Source organism: Thauera terpenica 58Eu, assembly GCF_000443165.1.
In the GTDB taxonomy this organism is placed as follows: domain Bacteria; phylum Pseudomonadota; class Gammaproteobacteria; order Burkholderiales; family Rhodocyclaceae; genus Thauera; species Thauera terpenica.
In genome coordinates, this window is record NZ_ATJV01000070.1 from 21,674 (window position 1) to 42,078 (window position 20,405).

General features: G+C 69.1%; 17 protein-coding genes. 10 read left to right on the plus strand and 7 right to left on the minus strand.

Features of this window, described 5'->3' with window-relative positions; all coding sequences use genetic code 11:
* Nucleotides 1-44 precede the first annotated feature (44 nt).
* From M622_RS33525 to M622_RS33545, 5 genes are all read right to left on the minus strand, one after another.
* On the minus strand, nucleotides 45-1,475 hold the full coding sequence (locus M622_RS33525) for an aldehyde dehydrogenase family protein (RefSeq protein WP_031347165.1): 1,431 nt from the start codon (nucleotides 1,473-1,475) through the stop codon (nucleotides 45-47).
* A gap of 37 nt (nucleotides 1,476-1,512) precedes the next feature.
* Nucleotides 1,513-3,117 carry a GMC family oxidoreductase gene (locus M622_RS33530; RefSeq protein ID WP_021250060.1) on the minus strand — a complete coding sequence of 535 codons (1,605 nt, stop codon included), beginning with the start codon at nucleotides 3,115-3,117 and terminating at the stop codon, nucleotides 1,513-1,515.
* A 1-nt stretch (nucleotide 3,118) separates the two neighbouring features.
* Nucleotides 3,119-3,805: a nitroreductase gene (locus M622_RS33535; protein ID WP_021250061.1), complete on the minus strand. Its 687-nt coding sequence runs from the start codon at nucleotides 3,803-3,805 to the stop codon at nucleotides 3,119-3,121.
* Between the two features lie 71 nt (nucleotides 3,806-3,876).
* Entirely contained in the window at nucleotides 3,877-4,668 is a 792-nt protein-coding gene (locus M622_RS33540; RefSeq protein ID WP_021250062.1) for an enoyl-CoA hydratase-related protein, read from the minus strand.
* A gap of 298 nt (nucleotides 4,669-4,966) precedes the next feature.
* Nucleotides 4,967-5,677: a TetR/AcrR family transcriptional regulator gene (locus M622_RS33545; RefSeq protein ID WP_084520757.1), complete on the minus strand. Its 711-nt coding sequence runs from the start codon at nucleotides 5,675-5,677 to the stop codon at nucleotides 4,967-4,969.
* Nucleotides 5,678-5,881: 204 nt separating this feature from the next.
* Here M622_RS33545 and M622_RS33550 point away from each other — a divergent pair, with 204 nt between their 5' ends.
* The 10 genes from M622_RS33550 (at nucleotide 5,882) to M622_RS33590 (ending at nucleotide 17,234) form a co-directional block, all read left to right on the plus strand.
* Entirely contained in the window at nucleotides 5,882-7,159 is a 1,278-nt protein-coding gene (locus M622_RS33550; RefSeq protein WP_021250065.1) for an anaerobic sulfatase maturase, read from the plus strand.
* An 87-nt stretch (nucleotides 7,160-7,246) separates the two neighbouring features.
* Complete coding sequence (locus M622_RS33555; RefSeq protein ID WP_021250066.1) at nucleotides 7,247-8,806, plus strand: arylsulfatase; 1,560 nt, start codon at nucleotides 7,247-7,249, stop codon at nucleotides 8,804-8,806.
* A complete protein-coding gene (locus M622_RS33560; protein ID WP_021250067.1) occupies nucleotides 8,803-9,855 on the plus strand; it encodes an AAA family ATPase in 1,053 nt (350 codons plus the stop codon). Before M622_RS33555 ends, M622_RS33560 begins: the two co-directional genes overlap by 4 nt.
* 62 nt (nucleotides 9,856-9,917) lie before the next feature.
* Nucleotides 9,918-10,928: a DUF58 domain-containing protein gene (locus M622_RS33565; protein ID WP_169375142.1), complete on the plus strand. Its 1,011-nt coding sequence runs from the start codon at nucleotides 9,918-9,920 to the stop codon at nucleotides 10,926-10,928.
* Entirely contained in the window at nucleotides 10,918-11,547 is a 630-nt protein-coding gene (locus tag M622_RS39780; protein ID WP_157282072.1) for a DUF4381 domain-containing protein, read from the plus strand. Before M622_RS33565 ends, M622_RS39780 begins: the two co-directional genes overlap by 11 nt.
* On the plus strand, nucleotides 11,547-12,620 hold the full coding sequence (locus tag M622_RS33570) for a VWA domain-containing protein (RefSeq protein ID WP_021250070.1): 1,074 nt from the start codon (nucleotides 11,547-11,549) through the stop codon (nucleotides 12,618-12,620). Before M622_RS39780 ends, M622_RS33570 begins: the two co-directional genes overlap by 1 nt.
* The gene (locus M622_RS33575; RefSeq protein ID WP_021250071.1) at nucleotides 12,613-14,319 is read left to right on the plus strand and encodes a VWA domain-containing protein; all 1,707 of its coding nucleotides are present in this window, start codon (nucleotides 12,613-12,615) and stop codon (nucleotides 14,317-14,319) included. The genes M622_RS33570 and M622_RS33575 overlap by 8 nt, the downstream gene beginning before the upstream one ends.
* On the plus strand, nucleotides 14,316-15,782 hold the full coding sequence (locus M622_RS33580) for a BatD family protein (RefSeq protein ID WP_021250072.1): 1,467 nt from the start codon (nucleotides 14,316-14,318) through the stop codon (nucleotides 15,780-15,782). Before M622_RS33575 ends, M622_RS33580 begins: the two co-directional genes overlap by 4 nt.
* Nucleotides 15,783-15,971: 189 nt before the next feature.
* A complete protein-coding gene (locus M622_RS33585; RefSeq protein ID WP_021250073.1) occupies nucleotides 15,972-16,652 on the plus strand; it encodes a chromate transporter in 681 nt (226 codons plus the stop codon).
* 33 nt (nucleotides 16,653-16,685) lie between these two features.
* Entirely contained in the window at nucleotides 16,686-17,234 is a 549-nt protein-coding gene (locus M622_RS33590; RefSeq protein WP_021250074.1) for a chromate transporter, read from the plus strand.
* 30 nt (nucleotides 17,235-17,264) lie between these two features.
* Here the strand turns inward: M622_RS33590 and M622_RS33595 are convergent, their stop codons facing one another.
* Nucleotides 17,265-18,605 (minus strand): sigma-54-dependent transcriptional regulator, encoded by a 1,341-nt coding sequence (locus M622_RS33595; protein WP_021250075.1) that lies wholly within the window; start codon nucleotides 18,603-18,605, stop codon nucleotides 17,265-17,267.
* Nucleotides 18,602-20,401 (minus strand): sensor histidine kinase, encoded by a 1,800-nt coding sequence (locus M622_RS33600; protein ID WP_021250076.1) that lies wholly within the window; start codon nucleotides 20,399-20,401, stop codon nucleotides 18,602-18,604. The genes M622_RS33595 and M622_RS33600 overlap by 4 nt, the downstream gene beginning before the upstream one ends.
* Nucleotides 20,402-20,405: the final 4 nt, after the last annotated feature.

Consider the following 20,405-nt stretch of genomic DNA (forward strand, 5'->3'; position numbering starts at 1 on the left):
GGCAGGCCGTGGGCTCGGCCCACGGCACCGGCACGCGCTGCGCCCTACACACGCAAGGTCTTGAGCAAGCGCGCATGGAGCTGCTTGGGGTAAGGCCGCGCCAGGCCCAGCGCCTTGCGCGGATCCCACCAGCCGCTGCGATACAGCGTGCGCGCATGGCTGAACTCGGCAAAGCCCTCACGACCGTGGTAGGCGCCCATGCCCGAAGCACCAATGCCGCCAAACGGCGCATCGTGCGCGGCCACGTGCATGATCACGTCATTGATTGCGACTCCGCCCGAGACCGTGCTGCGCAACACGCGCTGCTCCTCGTCACGATCGCTGCCGAAGTAGTACAGCGCCAGCGGCCGCGGCCCCGCATTGATGCGATCGATCGCTTCGCTCACATCTGCGTAGCACTCCACCTGCAGCACGGGACCAAAGATCTCCTCCTGCGCCAGCATGCTGTCCGCAGGCGCATCGACCACCAATCGCAGCGGCAAGCGCGCATCGGCAGCCGGCAGGCCCGCGCCGCAATCGACGATGCGCCCACCACGCGCGCGCGCATCGTCCACATACGACTCGATGCGCATTTGATGGCGCTCATTGATGATGGCGGTCAGCGCCGCCACGCCATCAGCGGGCGGAAACATCTGACGGTGAGCCTCCTGGCAGGCGGCCACGAACGGTTCGAGCAGCTCTTGCGCGACATACACGGTGTCGGGGCTGACGCAGATCTGGCCACCGTTCATCGCCTTGCCTTCGACGATGCGCTGCGCCGCCAGGCGAATATCCGCGCTACGACCAATGATCACCGGCGACTTGCCGCCCAACTCCAGCGTCACCGGCACCAGGTGCTCGGCTGCTGCCCGCATCACACGCACGCCAGTGGCCGAGCTGCCGGTAAGCACCATGTGATCGAAGGCCAGCGCACTGAAGTCACTCGCCAGGCCGGCATCGCCAGTAAACACCGCCACCTCGTCCGCAGCAAAATAGGCCGCGATCGTCTGCTGCAGCAGCGCCGATGTACGCGGCACCAGCTCGGACGGCTTGATCATCGCGCGATTGCCTGCCGCCAGCACGAAGCCCAGTGGCGCCAGCGTGGTGAATAGGGGTACGTTCCAGGTGCCGAGCACACCGACCACACCCTTGGGGATATGACTCACCTCAACGCGCGCGCCGAACAGATTGAACGGAAACACCCCCTTGCGGCGCTCGGGCTTCATCCAGCCGCGCAACTGAGCACGCGCATACTTGACCGAGTTGAAGCTGGACATGACATCGTTCATCAAGGACGCATCACGCGGCCGACCGCCAAAGTCCGCGTCGAGCGCGGTACAGAAATCGTCGGCACGCTCGCGCAGAAGGTGCAGCAGGCGCGTGAGGCGGTCGATGCGCAGTGCGGCATCGGGCGCACCGCCTTGGGCTTGCGCCAGCTTCATCGCCGCCAGGGTGGCCTGCAAGGCGGCCTCATCGCTGTGCTTCATGTTTGTCATCCTCGCGCTGCCAGCGCGGCAAAAACCTTGAGCACGATCAGGCACGCGCCGCGCGCACGAACTCGGCCACACGCTCGCCGATCATGATCGCGGTGGCATTGGTGTTGCCGGAGATCAGCCGCGGCATCACCGAGGCATCGGCCACGCGCAGACCATCGACGCCGCGCACCGCCAGCCGGGTATCGACCACCGCGGCCTCGTCCTCGCCCATCCTGCAGGTGCCCACCGGATGGTGGCCGGTGGAGCCGGCACGGCGCGCATAGTCGATGAGCTGCTCGCGCGTGCTCGCCGAACTACCCGGATAGACCTCACTGGCCGTGATCGCGGCCAGTGCTGGCGCGGCTGCGATGCGGCGCGCCCACGCCATGCCCGCCAGGGTGGTGTCGATGTCGTCGGCGGTGGTGAGGTAATTCATCTGCAACAAAGGCCGCGCCGCCGCATCCGCCGACGCCAGCGCCAGCCGGCCGCGCGAACTGGGCCGGCACACATTGGGTGCCAGGGTGTAACCGGGGAAGGGGTGCAGCGCCTTTTTCACGCCTTCGAGCTCACCCGACAGCGGCAGCAGGTGAAACTGCAGGTCGGGGCGCAGCAGCTCGGGCCGGCTGCGCAGGAAGATGCCGACCTCGGCCGCCGGCATGGTCATCGCGCCGCGCTTGCGCAGCAGGTAGTTCAGCACCTCGAGCACCACCCGCATGCCGCCCAGACGCTGGTTCATCGACGCCTGGCCGTCCTTGAGCCGCCACATCAAGGGCACCACCAGATGGTCCTGCAGGTTGGCACCCACCTGGGGCGCATCCACCTTCAGCGCAATGCCGTGACGGGCGAGCTCGGCGGCAGGGCCGATCCCCGACAGCATCAATATCTGCGGCGAGCCGATCGCCCCCGCGCACAGCAGGACCTCGGCACGCGCACGCGCGACGCGCTCCTGCCCATCCACCCGATAGCGCACGCCGAGCGCACGCCCGCCCTCGATCAGCACCTCGGCGACCACGGCCCCGGTCTGGATCAGCAGATTGCTCCGCCCGCGCGCCGGCTTCAGATAGCCGTGCGCCGCCGAACAACGGCGCGCGCCCGTGAGTGTGGCCTGATAGAACCCCACCCCTTCCTGGGTGGCGCCATTGAAATCCCGGGTGCGCGGAACACCTGCCTGTTCGGCGGCCTGAATCATCAGCTCGGCCAATGGCGTGGGGTCCACCAGATCGGACACCGCGATCGGGCCGTCCTGGCCGTGATGCGCATCGGCGATACCCAGATTGCGCTCCATGCGCCGGAAGTAAGGCGCCACCTCGGCCCAGCCCCAGCCCGGCGCTCCTGCGTCCACCCAGTCGTCGTAGTCCTGATGCTGGCCGCGAATGTAGATCAGGCCATTGATGGCCGAGCTGCCGCCGAGCACCTTGCCGCGCGGCAAGGGCACGCGCCGGCCACCCAGACCGGGTTCGGGCTCGGTCTCGAAGGCCCAGTTGAAGGCGCTGCCGGGGTCCTGGGTCTTGCCCCAGCCCGCCGGCATGTCGATCATCAGATTGTCGTCACCCGCACCGGCCTCGAGCAACAGCACGCGGCAAGCGGGGTCTTCGGACAGGCGCGCCGCCGCCGCGCTGCCCGCGCTGCCCGCGCCGACGACGATGTAGTCGAAGCGGTCCATCTCAGTCCTCCCGGATCTGCGTGCAGCGCGCGAGATCACGTGGCACGCGCACGCGGTTGACCGCCGCCGTCGTGTCGATACGGCCGAAGGACACCCCGAACAGCAATTGCGACTCCGGCGCCAGATCGAACTCGGCGCGCACCAGATCGGGATGGAAGCTGAGTGAAGTCTGCGGGCAGCTACCGTAGCCCATGCTGGCGAGCGCGAGCATGAAGCTCTGCGCGCACATGCCCAGATCCGCCGCTTCGCGCGCGCCACAACCGGCCGGCAAGAAGAAGAAGGCGACATGGGGCGCGCCAAAGAAAGCGTAGTTCTCCATGAACTGAGCCTGGCGCCCGGCCTTGTCCTCGCGCGCGATGCCCAGCGTGGCGTACAAGGTCTCAGCCGCGGCAATCTGGCGCTCGCGGTGCAGCCCTTGATAGCGGCCGTCATAGGGCAGGTCGGGCTTCATTCGGCCCGCCATCATCTGCGCGCTGATGCCGGCGGCGAGGCGGTCGCGCACCGCAGCCGAGGCCACCGCGATCATCCACGGCTGGGTGTTGCAATTGGACGGCGCACGGCAGGCCAGGGCGAGCGCACGCTCGATGTCCGCACGTGGCAGCGGGTCGGGGAGAAACGCACGGGTGGAAACGCGTCGGTCGACGATGTCGGCAAAAGCGGTGGCGTGGTCGATGTCAGGCAGTTGCATGGTGATTCCTGTGCGGCGTGTGCCGGAAAAGGGGTTCGAAAGCCCGTGAGCACGGGCGTCGCGCAGCGGCGTCAGCGCCCTTCCCAGACCGGGGCGCGCTTCTCGTTGAAGGCCATCACGCCCTCGATCACGTCGCGGCTGCTGCGCATCGCCTCGATGCCGGGGTAGCCGCCTTCATCCTGGCGGCGAATGGCCTCGTACAATGGCAGCGCCAGGCCATCGCGCACCGCGGCCTTGGTCGCCCGCAGCGCGAGCGGGGCGTTGGCGCACAGCAGCGCGCACCAGCGCGCAAGCGCCGCGTCCATGCCGCCCTCTTCCACCACCTCGTTGATCAGCCCCCACTCGGCAGCCTGCTCGGCGCCGATGCTGCGCGCGCTCAGCAGCAACTCCATCGCGCGCTTCATGCCCACCTGACGCGGCAGCCTATGCATGCCGCCGGCGTAAGCCACGGCACCGATGCGCGGCTCGGGCAGGGCAAAGGACGAAGCCCGCGTCGCCAGCACCAGGTCGCAGGCCATCGCCACCTCGAAGCCGCCGCCCATGGCGATGCCTTCCACCGCGGCGATGACGGGCTTGTCCAGATCGAAGCGGCTGGTGAGGCCGCCGTAGCCGGTGGGCGGAGTCGTGTACGGCGCGCCGCCTTCAAGCGCGGCGCGCATGGCGCGGATGTCGCCACCGGCAGAAAACGCCCGCCCGCCGGCACCGCGCACGATGGCCACCCACAGCGCATCATCGGCGGCGTAGGCGTCGAAGGCCGCAGACATCAAGGTCTGGGTCTCCGGGTCGAGGGCGTTCATGGCCTCGGGACGGTTGATGGTGACGGTCAGCACGTGACCGTCGATGTGGGTCAAAACCTTGCTCATGGGATCGGGCTCCTTGGTGGTCCGGGTGAGGCGAGGCCGCCACGACGAACTCAGCACCAGGCGCCCCGCGCAGCAGCGCTCTGTGCTGTATCCGCCCGCAGTGCAGGGGGCTCGTGATTGATGTCTGGATCCGGCAACCAGCCATGTGCCGGGACGCAACCAGTATAAAGAGCCCGAAGCGGCACCGTGATTCGCATTGAACGGTTCCGAACAACGGCGCCAAGGCATTGTTTATGAACGACAAGATAATCAACGCGCGCACCCCGACAGGGCGTTGTCACGTTTGCAGCTTGCGCACTCAGCGCACCCGGGCGGGCAGATCGGGGTCGAGCACACCCAGCGCCATGGCTCGCAGGCAGTCCACAAAGACGGGCTGTTCAACCCGCTCCGGCGCGTCTTCCAGCGCAGTGCGAATGGCGGAACGCATCGCCATGCACAACATGTAGGCCGCCATCTCACGGCGCTCGGGCGCGAGCTCGGGCACGTAGAGGGCGACGAAGGGCAGCCAGGCGTCGTCGACGTATTCGCGTGAATTGGCGTAAGGGCCGATGCGCATGCCCATCTGCAGTGCCGGGTGGTATTTGAGGTGAAACTCGCGATGCAGCCGGTGCAGGCGCAGCTCCATTCTCACCATGTTGCGCAGGATCGCGTCCAGCGCCGCGCCCAGCGGCAAGCCGGTGATAGACGCTCGCAGGGCGGGCACATGAACCGTCGCCTCTTCATGCAGGACGTGATCGAAGGCCAGCCCGACCACCGCTTCGATGTTGGGGAAGTACTGGTAGAAGGACCCCACGCCGACGCCGGCCACCTCCGCCAGGCGGTTCACGGTCAAGGCCTCCACGCCTTCCTGCTCAAGAAGCTGAATGCAGGCTTCACGCAACGCAGTGACGAGCGAACGCGAGCGCGACTGCGACGGCTGCTTGCGCAAGGCGGGCAGGCGAGCGTCGCGCTCGGCGCGCTCGGGAACAGGCGCAGGCGGAGAGACTGGAACGTGCTTTCTATGGCTCATGCAGAACGTGAGGCGAGGGCAGAAAAGCGCCCACTACAGCCTTTTTTCCCTTTTAAATGAATGACGTGAACGACATGCACAGCGCCCGTCAATGCGAATACCGGGTGTACACCGGGCTCCCTATACTCTCATGGTCGCAATCCTTCAGCGCTTCGGCACAGACCGCGCCCCCAGGACCAAGGCCAACGAGGAGACAAACGAGACGTGAGCCCGCCTGCCATCCACACCGAGGACCTGCACGGCGCACCGAGTTGCAGCCTGCCACCGCTGCCCCCGGGCCGTCTTTACCGCTACCACGTCATGGTCAAGCCCGCCGGCGCGCTGTGCAATCTGGACTGCCCCTACTGCTTTTACCTGCACAAGACCGATCTGCTGGCGCACGAGCGCAACGCGCGCATCGACGACCGCCTGCTCGAGACCCACATCCGCCAGTACATCGAAGCCCAGACCGGCGACGAGGTCATCTTCTCCTGGCAGGGGGGCGAACCGACGGTGATGGGGCTGGGCTTCTTTCGCCGCGTGGTCGAGCTCCAGGCGCGTCATCGCAAACCGGGCCAGCGCATCGAGAACGACCTGCAGACCAATGGTCTGCTGCTCGACGATGAGTGGGTGGCCTTCCTCAAGACACACGGCTTCGTGGTCGGTCTCAGCGTGGACGGCACGCGCGAACTGCACGACCGCTACCGCCCCACCAAGGGCGGCGAGCCCAGCTTCGACCGCACCCTCGCCGCCGCCGCCAGGCTGGCCGCAGCCGAAGTGCCGTTCTCCTTGCTGTGCGTGGTCAATCGCGACGTGGCGCGCGCCCCGCTCGAGGTGTATCGCAGCCTGCGTGCCATCCCGGGCAGCTTTCGCATCCAGTTCACGCCTTGCGTGGAAACGCGCGACTTCAAGCTGCGCGCACCCGGCCTGGCGCGCAGCGCCGACATGCCATTGCTGGGTACGCCGCGCAGCCGCCCCGGCCATCCCCTGGCTATCGTCACCGAGTGGTCGGTGGATGCGCGCGACTACGGCGAATTCCTGTGCACGCTGTGGCGCGAATGGCTGACGCAGGACTTCGGCCGCCTGCACATCAACGTGTTCGAGACCGCGGTGGCGCAGGCGCTCGATCTGCCGGCGCAGATGTGCACCAGCGCGCCGGTGTGCGGCAAGGCGATGGCGCTCGAGCATGACGGTGAGCTGTATTCCTGCGACCACTTCGTCTACCCCGAATTCCGCCTTGGCAACATCCGCGATGTACACCAGGGCGATCTGGCCTTCTCGCAGCAACAGACGCGCTTCGGCCTCGCCAAGCACGACAGCCTGCCCGGCTGCTGCAAGCGCTGCCCACAGCTGAAGCTGTGCTGGGGCGAGTGCCCCAAGAACCGTCTGCTGCGCAGCGCCGAGGGCGAACCCGGTCTGAACTACCTGTGCGAAGGCCTGAAGCGCTTCTACGCCCAGGTGCAGCGCGACATGCCTGACATCCGGCAACGCCTGGGGCGCTGAGCACTGAGCCCCGCGCCACCCACAACTCAAACCCCTGCCAGCCCCTGAGCCGGCACCCCCACCAAAAAATACAAAGGAGACGCCACCATGACTCAATCCACCCTGCACCCATCGCCGCCGCGCTGGCGCCGCCTCGCGCTCGCCGCCGCCCTCTCCAGCCTGGGTGCTGGCGCGGCCAGCGCTGATGCAAGCCCTAAGCAGCCCGGCGCGCGGCCCAACATCCTGGTCATCATGGGTGACGACATCGGCTACGCCAACGTCGGCCTCTACAGCCACGGCATGATGGTGCCCACGCCCAACATCGATCGCATCGGCCGTGAAGGCATCCTGTTCACCGATCATTACGCCCACCCCAGCTCCACCGCCGGGCGCGCCGCCTTCATCACCGGCCAGCTTCCGATCCGCACCGGCATGACCACCGTCGGCCTGCCCGGCTCGCCGATCGGCATCGACGAGCGCGACCCCACCCTGGCGCAAGTGCTCAAGGAGCAGGGCTATCGCACCGGCCTGTTCGGCAAGAACCACCTCGGCGATCGCAACAACCACCTGCCCACGGTGCATGGCTTCGACGAGTTCTACGGCAACCTCTACCACCTCAACGCCGAAGAAGAGCCCGAGTTGCGCATGTGGGGCAAGGACGCCGGCTTCAACGCGCGCTACCGCCCACGCGGCGTCATCGACAGCGTCGCCACCCAGGAGGACGACGCCAGCGTGGATCCGCGCTTCGGCAAGGTGGGCAAGCAAAAGGTGCGCGACACCGGCGCGCTCACCCGGGAGCGCATGGAAACCGTGGACGAGGAATTCCTCGACCGCACGAAGCGCTTCATCACCCAGTCGACAAAGGCGAGCACGCCCTTCTTTGCCTACTTCAGCCCCACCCGCATGCACATCTACACCCACCTCAAGCCGGCCTCGCGCCACCTCGCCAGCGACATCTCGAGCGAGTTCGACGTCTACGGCAGCGGCCTGATGGAACACGATGGCCACGTCGGCCAGCTGCTCAAGCTGCTCGACGAGCTGAAGATCGCCGACAACACCATCGTCGTGTACACCACCGACAATGGCGCCCAGGTGGCGTGGTGGCCGGACGCAGGCACCACGCCCTTCCGCGGCGAAAAGGCCACCACCTGGGAAGGCGGGGTGCGCGTGCCCATGCTGGTGCGCTGGCCGGCAAGGATCCCGGCGGGCAAGACCTCCAACGGCATCCAGACCCACGAGGACATGTTCACCACCCTGGCCGCAGCCGCCGGCTATGCCGACGCCCCCGCCAAGCTCAAGGAGCGCAACAAGGTGTGCATCGACGGCGTGGACAACCTCGCGCACTGGACCGGCAGCGCGCCTTCGGCGCGCAATGTCGTGTACTACTACAACGAGAGCGAACTCAGCGCGGTTCGCATCGGCCCGTGGAAGTCGCACTTCAAGACCCGCGAAGGCTTCTTCGACAGCCAGAAACAGAGCTCGCTGGTATTCAACCTGCGCATGGATCCATATGAGCGCCAGGACGGCCAGAAGAGCAATGATCTGGCGATGAAGATGGGCGTGGGCTTCGGCGGCCAGGTCGCGGATGCCGTGGGCGCCCATATCGCCTCTTTCCGCGAATGCGCACCCCGCCAGAAGGGAGGTTCGCTGCGGATGGGAGACCAGTGAGCGCCAGCGCGCTGCAAGCCTTCGCCGCGCTGCGCACGCGCCTGGGCGCGGCCGTGATCGGCCAGCCCGCGGTGGTCGAGGCGCTGCTGATCGCGCTGCTGGCCGACGGCCACCTGCTGCTCGAAGGCCTGCCCGGTCTGGCCAAGACGCGCGCCATCAAGGCCCTGGGGCGTGAGCTGGGCCTGAGCCTCGCGCGCATCCAGTTCACCCCCGACTTGCTGCCCTCCGACCTGCTGGGCGCCGAGATCTATCGCCACGATGGCCAGGGCAAGGGCCACTTCGTATTCCAGCCCGGACCGCTGTTTGCGCCCCTGGTGCTGGCCGACGAGATCAACCGTGCGCCGGCAAAAGTGCAGTCGGCCTTGCTCGAGGCGATGGAAGAGCGCCAGGTGACGGTGGCAGGCCAGACCCATGCGCTGCCCCAGCCTTTTCTGGTGATGGCCACGCAGAACCCGATCGAGCACGAAGGCACCTACGCCCTGCCCGAGGCCCAGACCGACCGCTTCCTGATGAAGGTGGTGATCGGCTACACCGAGCGCCACCTCGAAGGCGAGATCCTGCGCCTGGTGCGTGCAGAAGAAGTGCGCAAGCAGGCTGGCCTCGAGAACTCGCAGAACCCGGCGCCAGGCACAAGCGCTGTGCCCGATGAGCCGAACATGGCCGCGGGCGGCGCCCCGCAGTGGGGCAGCGCGGCGCTGCAGGCGCTGGGTGTCGCCCGCCAGGCAGTCAGCAGCGTTTATGTGTCGCCCGCGCTCGAGGATTACCTGGTGGATCTGGTGCACGCGACCCGTAGCGCACGCGAGCTCGACGCCGAGCTGGGACGCTGGATCGAGGTCGGCGCCAGCCCGCGCGGCACCATCGCACTCGATCGCTGTGCACGCGCCCACGCCTGGCTGCAGGGCCAGGATTTCGTCAGCCCCAGCGATGTGCACGCGGTGCTGCACGCCTGCCTGCGCCACCGCCTGATGCTGAGCCACGAAGCACTCGCGGCCGGGGTGAGCGCAGACCAGGTGATCGATCGCGTGAAGGCGCTGGTCGCCGCACCATGATCTCCAGCCTGCTCCACTCTCGTCCTTCGTGGTGGCCGTGGGCAGGGGGCAGCGAACGCAGCTTGAATTCAGGCCAGGCTCCCGGCCCTGACCGCCTGCCGGGCGCAGTACCCGGTGTATACATCGACTTGCCGCAGCTGCTGGCGCTGGAGCACCCGGCGCGCCAGCTGCGTTGGCCACCGGACATGGCTCCGGCCCACAGCCTGTTGGGCGGACGGCATCGTTCACGCGTGCGCGGCCGCGGCCTGGACTTTGTCGAACTGCGGCCCTACCTGCCCGGCGACGACACCCGCAACATCGACTGGCGCGCCAGCGCCCGCAGCGGCAAACCCCAGCTCAGGGTGTATGCCGAAGAGCGCGAACGCCCCACCTGGCTCATTGTTGATCAGCGCATCGCGATGTTCTTCGCCCGCCGCGGCGCACTGCGCTCGGTCGTTGCCGCCGAAGCCGCGGCGATCTGGGGCTGGCGAGCCCTGGCCGGCGGCGATCGCGTCGGTGGCATCGTGTTTGGCGACGACGGCATCGATCAGGTGACCCCGCGCCGTGGGCGACGTGCCCTGCTCCACTTGCTGAGCCGGCTGGTGGCGCGCAATCAGGCGCTGCGCGCGGACTCCGCCCCACCCGGCGCGCCCACACAACTCGACGCCGCGCTGGCGCTGCTGGCAAAGCAGGCGCCGCGCGAGGCCATCGTGGCCATCTTCTCCGCCTTCGACGGTCTTGGCCCCGCCACGCGCAGCCGCCTGCTGGCCTTGTCGCGCCACAACGACCTGGTGCTGCTACCGGTGTGGGAAGACCCCGCCACCCTGCGCCCGGCGCGGATCGTGGTCAGCGATGGCCAGCTGCAAGTGCCGGTCGACCACGCTTATGCCGAGGTGCGCGCGCGCCTGGCCACCGCGGCACAGACCCGAATGCAGGACGTGCTGGATCTGCGCGCCGAACTCGGCTGCGCCGTCCTGCCCCTGCTCACGTCCGCGCCCACGCTGGTGCAGCTCGCACGCGGGCTGGACGGCCGCGCCACTGTGCCCAGGTTTCCCGATGTGCCCGGCGAGCACAGCACCGACCATGATCGATAGCGCCACGCCGTTGCTGCCGCCAGCGCAAGCCTCGATTCAGGCATCGACCCCGGCATCAGCTCAGGCTGTGCTCGAGCAGCTGCACCCGCTGCTGCTGCCCCCGCCTCCAGCATGGACACCGCAGACACCCGCCTGGGGCGTGCTGACCGTGCTCGGGCTGATGGCGCTGCTGTGGGCAGCATGGCGGAGTGGACAGCGCTGGCGGGCGGCACGCTTCCGCCGCCTGGCCCTGGCTGAACTCGAGCGCCTGCGCGCTGAACTGCACTCGTCCCAGCCCGCTGCCACCCGCGTGGCGGCCGCGCGCCAGCTGCCCGCGCTGGTGCGCCGCCTCGCCCTGGCGCACGCAGCACGCCAGGAGGTGGCGAGCCTGCAAGGGCCAGCGTGGTGCATCTGGCTTGACCAGACTCTGGAGCGCAACCCGGATCACAAACCCGCTCTCAGCGCCAGCGCGCCGCCGCAGGCTTTCACCCAGGGCGTCGGTCAGCACCTCGGCGCCTGGGCTTATCTGCCGCCCGCGCAGCTGCCGTGGGACACGCTGCCGGCGCTGTTCGATCTGCTCGAACACTGGATTCGTCAGCATCGCGTGCCTGGCACCGCTCCCGTGCAGAAGCTCAAGTGATGAACCCATGGCTTGATTGGGCGAAGCTGGACGCGCTGAGCGCGCTCGCCCACATCGAATGGGCGCAGCCCTGGGTCGCCCTGCTATGGCCGCTGGCCTTGCTGATGCCGCTGTTGCCACCCCACCGCCACACGCACACGGCCTTGCGCATTCCCTTCTTCGCGCTCGCCGTCGCTGCCACTGGCGAACGCCCGCGCCCGGGTGCGACGGTGCTGAGGCGCGGCATCACGGGCTGGATCGTGCTCGGCCTGGTCTGGAGCGCGGGAATCCTCGCCGCGATGCAGCCGCAGTGGCTGGAGGCCCCACTGCCGCGCACTCAGCCCACGCGCGACTGGCTATTGGCGATCGATCTGTCACCATCGATGCAGGTGCGCGACTTTCGCGATGCGCAGGGCAAGGCGGTGGACCGCCTGACGGTGGTGCGCGAGTTGGTGGACGAATTTCTCGAGCGCCGGCCCGAAGACCGCATCGGGCTGCTGCTGTTTGCCGAACAAGCCCATGTGCAAGCGCCCTTCACCCTGGACCATGGCGCGCTGCGTGTGCTGCTGGCCGAAGCGCGCATCGGCATGGCCGGCTCACGCACCCTGATCGGCGACGCCATCGGCCTCGCAGTGCGCGTGTTCGAGGCCTCACCCGCCCCCCAGCGCACCCTGGTGTTGCTCACCGACGGCGCCGACACCGCTAGCCGCGTGCCGCCGGCGAAAGCAGCCGAAATCGCCGCGCAGCGCGGCGTGCGCATGCACACCGTCGCCATCGGCAGCGCCGACTCCGCCGCCGGCGAACGCCCTGACCTGGAAGGCCTGCGCGCCTGGGCCAAGCTCACCGGCGGGCGCGCCTTCAGCGCGGTCGATCGCAGCAGCCTGGAAAATATCTATCACGAGCTGGATGCGCTGGAAACACAGGAGCACGAGACGCGCTCGGAGCGCCCGCGCCGGCCGCTGTTTCACTGGCCGCTCGCAGCGGCAGTGGCGCTGCTCGGGCTCTACCTGCTCAGTGGCGTACTGGGTGCAAGGCTGAAACCCGGGCTGGCGACGCGGCGCGAACGCGCTGCAGGGGAAAGCGAGCATGGCTGACTGGCTGAGCACGCTCTTGCCACTGCACTGGCTGCGCCCCTGGGCGCTGCTGCTCCTGCCAGTGGCCGTGCTGCTCGCGGTATTCGGGCGTCGCGCGCACGGCGAGGCGTCCTTGCGCGGACTGATTGATGCCCACCTGTTGCCCCACCTGCTGGTGGGTGGCAACAAACGCAAATGGATCACACCCGCCGACACCCTCGCCTTGGCCCTGGCCTGCTTCAGCGTGGCACTGGCCGGGCCCGCGTGGGAGCGCGAAGCGCCGCCGCTGGCGCGCGAACAGGCGGCGCTGATGCTGGTGCTGGATCTGTCCGCGGCGATGGACGCGGTGGACCTGGCGCCCAGCCGGCTGGAACGTGCTCGTCTGAAGCTGCAGCAGTTGCTGGAACGGCGCGGCGACGCCCCGACCGGGCTCATCGTCTACGCCGGCAGCGCGCATCTGGTGCTGCCGCCCGCGCAAGACCGTCAGCTGCTGCTCACTTACCTGGACGCCTTATCCACCGCCCTCATGCCCGAGGCCGGCAGCAGCCGTCCGGCCAGCGCGCTGAAGCTGGCGCACAGCTGGCTGGATCGCGCGGCCGTGCCCGGCACCGTGCTGTTCCTGAGCGCAGACTGGCCCGCCAGCGAGCTCGCCGCCAGCGTGCGCGCCCAGGCCGGATCCCGCCACCGCCTGGTGGTGTGGGCAATCGGCACGGTGGAAGGTGGGCTGATCCGTGCCCCAGCCGCAGGCGCTGCGGACGATGAGCCCGATCAGCCCGGCCCGGCACGCCTGGCGCGCCTGGACGTGGCCGGCCTGAGCGCGCTGCGCGATCAAAGCGCTGCCGAGCTGGTCGCGGTGAGCCAGGACGACAGCGATGTAGCGCGCGTACAGACCTTGATCGCGCAGCATCACGCTGCCGCCAGCGCGCAGGACCCCAGCCTGCGCTGGCGCGATCAGGGCGTGGGCTGGGTATGGCCGGGCCTGCTCGCCCTGCTGCTGTCCTTTCGCCGTGGCTGGGTGCTGCGCTGGCCGACTGCCTGCGCGCCGCTGCTGATGGCCGGCCTGGTGTTGGCGATGCTCGTGGAGCCTGCGCCCGCGCTCGCCCAGGACAGCGCACCTGCGCCCTCACCCTCGCTGCGTCAGCGCTTCATCGACTACTGGCTGACCCCCGACCAGCAGGGACGCTGGTGGCTGGAACGCAATGCGCCCGAGCGCGCCGCCGCCCATTTCGACGATGCGCTGTGGCGTGGCGCAGCGCACGCACGCGCACAACAGTGGCAGGCCGCGGCCGACGCCTTTGCACAGCTCGACTCCGCCGCTGGCTGGTTCAATCAGGCGCAGATGCTGGCCCGGCTCGGTCGTTACGCCGACGCCGTCGCCGCCTATGAGGAAGCGCTCACCCGCGCACCGGGCTGGCCCGCCGCGCTCGCTGACCAGGCGCGCGTGCGCAGCCTGATCCCGGCCGAGCTCGAGCCCACTCCGGGCGAAGTTTCTGCCACCCCCGGGGAGCGTGCGGGCAAGCCCGCGCCCCGTCAGCCTCGCTCCCTGTCCGAGCACGAAGTCGCCGAACTCTGGCTACAGCGCCTGGACACCAGCCCGGCCGCCTTCCTGCGCCGCAAGTTCGCACTTGAAGCCCAGGCCCTGTCCGCCTCTGCGCCACCCGCGCCCGACTCGCCGCTTACACCCACCCCCGCTTCGGCTCGGGCCCCAGCTGCACAATGACGCCCGCCCGCCCCACCGCGATCAATCTTCACCGGCGCAGAACGCTGCGCCTTGCCGCCGCCGGACTGGCTCCGCTCGGCCTGCTTGCCGGGCTGCAGCGCGTATGTCTGGCACAGGCCGATGCGGCAAACGCAGAACCCAAGCTGCGCGTGCGCTGGGGCGTCGATGGCAGCAGCAGCGACGACAACCCCGCCAGCGCCAGCCACCCGCTGCAGTTGAGCGACACTCTCATCGTGCGTCTGGAGGTGTGGGTGTCGACCTGGTTTCTGGCGCCGATCGACTTCCCCGCCACCCTGGCCAGCACCACCGCGCTGAGCGAAGCGGTCGAGGGCTCGCCCGAATCGGCCTTCGAGGAACACGCTGGCCAGCGCTGGACCGGCCTGATCCGGCGCTACCGGGTGCAGCCGCTGCAGCCCGGCGAGCTGCTGCTCGAGCTTGCGAGCGCGCTGGAGATACTGCCCGGGCGCGGCGAGGGCCAGACCCAACACGTGCGCCCGCCCGCCGCCTTGAGACTGCAGGTGCAGGTGCCGGCTGGTGCCGAAGGCCTGCAGCCCTTTGTCGCCGCGCGCCGGCTCGAACTGCATCAGCAATGGCAGCCCGAATTGCAGCCAGAGGCACGCTGGCAGGTCGGCGACGCGATCCGGCGCGACCTCGAGTTGATCACCGACAGCCGCTCGCCGCTGCTGCCGACGCCGGATTTCGGCCGGCCTGCGGGCGTGGAGCTGCGGATTCATGATGGCATCCGCAAGCAACAGCAGGACCCGACTCAAAGCGCGCTTCAGCGCTTTCAGTACGGCGCCACCCATGTCCTGCATGACGCCGGCACGGTGGAGCTACCCGCGATCGAGCTCGCCTGGTGGGATCTGGAACAACAGCGTGTGCGCATCAGCCGCCTGCCCGGCATCACCCTGGAGGTGGCAGCCGCTGCCGCCCGCCCCGATCCCTTCCTGTCCGCCGCGCCGCCGTCCGCCCTGCCCACGCTTGGGGCGGACAGTCCATCGCCCTCCTCGCCCTTCAGTTCGACAGCGAGCGCCCGCCCCGCATCATGGGCTCTTGCGGCCCTGCTCGGCCTGGTTCTCGCACGCTGGGGCTGGCACCGACGCAAGCCAGCCATGCAAGCCCTGCAGCAGCGCTTGCAGAAGACCGGTGTGGATGAAGTGCGGGCACGCTGGCAGCTGCGCCGCGCCTGCTTGCGCGACGACCCCGTGGCCGCGCAAGGTGCCCTGTCCGTCTGGCTGGAGCGGCTGCCTGGCGCAAGGCGGGAGGCGATTCATGCCGATCCCGCCTGCGCCGTGGCCATGCGCGCGCTGGCGCGCCAGCGCCATGGTCCTGCCACGCCCGGCAGCGCTGACGGGTGGACGGGGCGCGCGCTGTGGCAAGCGGTGCGCAAGGCCTTGCCTACCCGTGCACAGAGCGCACGAAAGCGCGCTCACAACACCCAACTCCCGACCCTGAACCCCTGAGTCCACCGAATGCCCTGAAGGTGAGCGCTGCGGCCACGTTGCTGCGACGCGCACCCGGGTCGCAGCCGTGGGCGAGCGCTGCACTCGCTAGTCGGCGATTTCAGAGCCGGATTGCCCATGCGTGCGGGAAACTTTTCCGGGACAATCTCGCTTCTTTCCAGCCACCCATTCAGCCTGGCCCCGCCCCGCATGAGCGACCCCGCCACCCCGCGTCCTGTTGTCCAGCGTCCCGCCATCCCGCGTCAACACCCAGCCTCGCCGCTGGCGCTCTTCATCGCTTTCAGCCTGCTCGCGCTGCAAGGCTTCGGTGGCGTGCTCGCGGTCGCGCAGCGCGAGCTCGTGGACCGGCGCGCCTGGCTCACCCGCACCGAGTTCGTCGAGTTGTATGCGATCGCGCAGATGCTGCCCGGACCCAATGTGGTGAACCTGTCGCTGATGATCGGCGATCGCTACTTCGGCTGGCGCGGCGCGCTGGCGGCGATCGCGGGCATGCTGCTGGCACCCTTCCTGATCGTGATCGCGCTCGCCGCCAGCTATGAGCGTCTGGCCGAATTCCCTGCGGTTGCGGGCGCGCTGCGCGGCATGGGCGCGGTGGCGGCGGGACTGATTCTGGCGATGGCCTTCAAGATGCTCGCCACCCTGCGCGGCAACCTGCTCGGGCCCTGGCTGTGTGCGCTGCTCGGGCTGACGGCCCTGGTCGCGATAGCGGTGCTGCGTCTGCCACTGGCCTGGATCGTGATCGGCCTCGGCCTCAGCGGCTGGGGCCTCGCGCGCTGGCGGGTGGCGGTGCTCGACGCACAGGCCAGGCTCTGCCCGGCTTCAGCCGATACCCCCACGCCCTCAGACCCGGCACCGGGCGCACAGCCCTGACAGGCGGAATATGGACGCGGAGTCGGTCTCGTGATGAACACCCTGCCGGTGGGCGATGTGCTCGATCTCTTCGTGCACTTCCTGACGCTGTCGCTGCTGTCGATCGGCGGCGCGATGTCGACCGCGCCCGAGATGCAGCGCTACTTCGTCGTCGAGCGCGGCTGGATAGGCGAGACCGACTTCAGCACCGCGATCGCGCTCGCTCAGGCCGCACCCGGACCCAACGTGTTGTTCGTGCCGGTGCTCGGCTTTCAGGCCGCGGGCCTGCCCGGGGCGGCGGCGGCGCTGGTGGGCATTCTGCTGCCGTCCACGCTGCTGTCGCTCGGCGTCAGTCGCTGGGGCGCGCGCCGGCGCGACACCGCGCTGGTGCGTGCCTTCACCGCCGGGCTCGCACCGGTCACTGTGGGCCTGGTGTTCGCCACCAGCTGGCTGCTCGCGCTGCCCTTTGTCAGCGCTGCGGCGCACCGCAACGGCGCGCTGCTGCTGATCGCGCTCACCGTCCTGGTGACGCTGCGCACCAGGCTGGCGCCGATCTGGATGATCCTGGTCGGCGCCGCACTGGGCGCGGCAGGGCTCGCCTGAACCAGCTTGTCTGAACCACAGGGCGCAGGCTCAGGGCGCCCGGTAGGCGCCGATGGCGATGCCAAAGCGGGCGATCTTGTCGTACAGGGTCTTGCGCGGTAGCTGCAGGCGCTCGGCCGCCACGCCGACATCGCCGCCACACTCACGCAAGGCGTTGTCGATCAGCACCTGCTCGAAGGCCGCCACGCGCTGCGCCATGCCGGTTCCGGGCTCGACCGCGACTTCCGCGCCCGGCCGCCACACACCGAGAACGAAACGATCTGCGGCATGTTGCAGCTCGCGCACATTGCCCGGCCACTCCTGCGCCATCAGCCACTCGAACAGCGCCGGGGAGCGCTCCGGCAGCGCACGGCGGAAGCGCTCTGCGGCCTGCAGACAGAAGGCGTTGAACAGCAGCGGGATGTCCTCGCGGCGCGCGCGCAAGGGCGCGAGCGGGATCGACACCACGTTGAGCCGCCAGTAGAGGTCTGCGCGGAAACGTCCGGCTGCCGCCTCGGCCTTGAGGTCGAGCTTGGTCGCGGCCACAACGCGGCAGTCCACCGCCACCAGCCGGTTGGAACCCAGGCGCTCGAGCACGCGCTCCTGCAGCACGCGCAGCAGCTTGGCCTGCAGCGGCAGCGCCATGCCTTCGATCTCGTCGAGGAACAACGTGCCCCCATCGGCGTGCTCGATCTTGCCTGCGCGGCTGCGGGAGGCCCCGGTGTAGGCGCCCGGTTCGACGCCGAACATCTCGCTCTCGAACACGCTCTCGGGCAGCGCGGCACAGTTGATCGCGACGAAGTTGCCGCCCCGCCGCCGACCGCCGGCGTGCAGCGCCCGCGCCACACACTCCTTCCCGGTACCGGTCTCGCCCTCGATCAGCACATCGACATCGGTGTCGGCGAGCTCGGCGATCAGCCGGCGCACCCCGGCCATCGCAGCGCTGTTGCCGATCAGTCCGTCACCGCCGTCGGCGCGCTCCAGTTGCGCCCGCAAGGCGCGGTTCTCGAGCACCAGACGACGCTTGTCGATGGCGCGCCCGACCACCTCCAGCAGATGCTCGGGGGCGAAGGGCTTCTCGATGAAATCGTAGGCGCCGGCGCGCATCGCCTCGACCGCCATCGTCACGTCACCATGGCCGGTGACCAGGATCACCGGCAGGTCGGGGTCGATCTCCTGCGCCCGGCGCAGCAGGCCGATGCCGTCCAGCCCGGGCAGGCGCACATCGGTGACCAGCACCACTGGCCGATCCATGCCGAGCTCAGCGATCGCGGCCTCGGCGCGGGCGAAGTCGCGCACCTCGATGTCGGCGAGCGCAAAGGTCTGGCGGCCTGCGGCGCGCACTGCGTCGTCGTCCTCGACGTAGATGATATGGATCGAATCGTGGCTCACCTGTCGTGCGCCTCCTCGGACTGCGCTGGCCAGCAAGCGCGCACCAGCGCACCGCCGCGCGGGGATTGGGCGATTTCCAGCCGTCCGCCGGAGGACTCGACGAGATCCGCCACGATAGACAGACCGAGTCCCAGGCCCTGGCCGAGCGGCTTGGTGGAATAGAAGGGCTGCAGGATACGCTCGCGCAGCTCGGAGGAGATGCCCGGTCCGTCATCCGCGACTTCGAGGCAGCGCTGTCCGGCACGTTCGCAGGTGCGCAGCTCGATGCGCCCGGCACCTCTGCCGGCGAGCGCATCGAGCGCATTGCCGATCAGGTTGGACAGCAGCTGCTCGAGCGCCTCAGCCTGCAAGGGCAGACTGAGCCCTGCGTCGTCGAGCTCCAGCTCCACCCCGGCGGCGGCCAGACGTTCGCGAAACCAGCCCGCGACCACCTGCATCGACTGCGCCGCCGGCGTGTGTCCGCCCGCACCCCGGCGGCGGGAGGCGAACACCTTGAGCTGGGCGGTGAGCCTTGCCATGCGTTCGACCAGGCCGATGATGTGCGCGAGGTTGTCCTTCAGCGGCTCCAGCTGGCCGCGCTCGAGAAAGGTGAGCGCATTGCCGGCGAAGCTGCGCATCGCCGCCAGCGGCTGGTTGATCTCGTGCGCCACACCGGCCGCCATCTGTCCGAGCGCGGCCAGCCGGTTGGCCTCGATCAGCGCGCGCTGGGCGCCGCGCAGCTTGTGCTCCGCAGCCACGCGCTCGGCGACCTCACGCTGCAGACGCCGGTTGCTCGCGGCGAGGTCGGCGGTGCGCTCGGTGACGGTGCGTTCGAGCACCGCCTGCGCACCCAGGCGCTCACGCAGGCGGCGCGCACGCTGCACCCAGTACAGCGCCACCGCCACCATCACGCACAGCAGCAGGCCGGCGACGGTGGCCGTCCACGCCGCGTCGGCGTGCGCCGGCGCGGTATCGAGCAGCATCAGCATGCGCCAGTCCAGCCAGTCGAGCTCGCGGCTGCCGACCACGAACTCGCCGCCGCCAATGCGCGCCCGCGCCTCGTCCTGCCAGAGCAGCGGCAGGGGGTCCAGGGTCTCGGTGTAGTACTGCCGCGTCTGCGCCAGCTCGGCGCGCGACTCCAGCGACAGGGACGACAGCACGCCGAATTTCCACGCCGGCTCCGACGACAGCGCCACCACGCCGTGGCGGTCCACCACCATCACCGATTCGCCGCTCTCGGCCCAGGTATGTTCGAGCTGGGTCAACTCGATCTTGACTGCGAGCACGCCCGCCACGCCTGCTGCGTCGCGCACCGGATGGGCAATGAACATGCCGGGAACGCGGGTGGTGGCGCCGACAGCGAAGAACTTGCCGGTGCCGCCTGCGAGCGCGGCGCGAAAATAAGGCCGGAAGGCGTAGTTCTCACCGACGAAGGAATCGGGCCGTCGCCAATTGCTCGCTGCCAGCGTGTTGCCGTCGGCGGCGATCAGATACAGCATGGCCGCGCCGGTGCGCGCATTGACATCCTCGAGCAAGGCGTTGGCCTGCGCGCGCAACTGCGCATCGTCCGGGTTCGCGAGCAGCGCCGGCAGCACCGGATGACGGGCGAGCACCGAGGGCAGGCTCTCGAAACGCAGCAACTCAGCATCCAGGCTGGCCGACAACAGCGCCAGGCGCTGGCCGGCATGACCGCTGAGCTCATCGAGACTACCCGCAAGCCGCCAGGCATGGCTCGCCCACAACAGCAGGCTGGCGAGCACGAGCAGCGCCAGCACGCGCACATCACGCACGAACAGGCGACGCGGCCCGACGCTCATCCTG